Raw genomic sequence first — 1,314 nt, 5'->3', positions numbered from 1 at the left:
CGCGACGACAGAGAGAAAAAGCGCATTGAATCTGAAATTACGGTGACTCACGTTGAACCCCCAAAATATTCGCCCGTTGCGAGGCGATGAAAAGCTGCGGCGTCTAGTGCGCCGATTCGGTCAGAAAAGCGATCTTGACAATGCTCGCCCGCTGTGCGGCAGCCATGACGTCGGCCACTTTTTCGTAGGCTACCTTGCGGTCGGCGCGCAGGTGGAGCTCCGGCTGGCGGGCGCTGGCGGCGGCAAAGCGGGCGTCGAGGGCATCGCGGTGCATGGCCTCGCCGTTCCAGAAAATCTTGCCGTCGATGTCGATGGCGAGCTGGATCACTTCCGGCTTGTCGTCCAGCTTGGTGGCGTTGACCTGCGGCAGGTCGATCGGCACGGCTTGGTGAAAGAGCGGGGCGGTGATGATGAAAATGACCAGCAGCACGAGCATCACGTCGACCAGCGGCGTCGTGTTGATTTCGGCCATCGGCTGGGTGACGCCAGCCTCGTCGAAGCTTCCGAAGGCCATGATCAGCCCTGCCGGTTGGCGCGGGCGGCGCCGATGTCGACCAGATTGACATTGCCGCCAACACGCACGCCGGTCGTCAGGTAGGCGTGCAGGTCATGGGCGAAGCCGTCGAGTTGCACGGCGACCAGCCGGTTGGCGCGGGTGAAGGCGTTGTAGGCGAGCACGGCGGGAATGGCGACGAAGAGGCCGGCTGCCGTCATGATCAGCGCCTCGCCAACCGGGCCGGCGACCTTGTCGAGCACCACCTGCGTCGCGCCGGAGAGGCCAACCAGCGCGTGGTAGATGCCCCAGACCGTGCCGAAGAGGCCGATGAAGGGCGCGGTCGACCCGACGGAGGCGAGAAAAGTCAGGCCGCGTTCGATCCGTGCCTGCGTATTGACGATGTGCGAGCGCAGCGAGCGGGTGACGAATTCGCTGGCGTTGACCCCGGCCCCGATGCCGCGCGCAGCGTTCTGCTGGTGCGCCTGGGCGGAATGAGCACCCGTTAGCGCCAGGCCGGCGAAGATGCCGGACGGATCGTCGCGGCGCAGGATTTCCAGCGCCTCGGGCAGCGAATTGGCCGCCCAGAAACCGCTCAGCGCCCGCTCCTGCGCCCGCGAGGCGCGCCACGTGGACATCAGTTTGCTGAGAATCACCGACCACGAGGCCAGCGAGAGCACGGCCAAAATGGCCGCGGTGGTGTGGGTAACCAGGTCGCCCTGGCTCCAGAAGTGGGCGAGGCCCATTTGTTCGTGCATGTTTTTCCTTTCCTACTCCAAGGCAAAGGTGATCGGAACGATCACCGAAGAATCAACGGCATC

The 1,314-nt window shown here is 64.5% G+C and carries 2 protein-coding genes; both read right to left on the bottom strand.

Features of this window, described 5'->3' with window-relative positions:
• Positions 1–103: 103 nt before the first annotated feature.
• Positions 104–514: an ExbD/TolR family protein gene (locus tag ADADOO_RS04685; protein ID WP_511275435.1), complete on the bottom strand. Its 411-nt coding sequence runs from the start codon at positions 512–514 to the stop codon at positions 104–106.
• 2 nt (positions 515–516) lie between these two features.
• Entirely contained in the window at positions 517–1,251 is a 735-nt protein-coding gene (locus tag ADADOO_RS04680) for a MotA/TolQ/ExbB proton channel family protein (RefSeq protein ID WP_511275433.1), read from the bottom strand.
• Between the last annotated feature and the right edge of the window lie 63 nt (positions 1,252–1,314).

Origin of the sequence: Azonexus sp. (assembly GCF_036170495.1) — a bacterium.
Taxonomy (GTDB): Bacteria; Pseudomonadota; Gammaproteobacteria; order Burkholderiales; family Rhodocyclaceae; genus Azonexus.
Note: the sequence above shows the minus strand (reverse complement) of the source record. Positions and strands in the feature narration are given on the sequence as shown.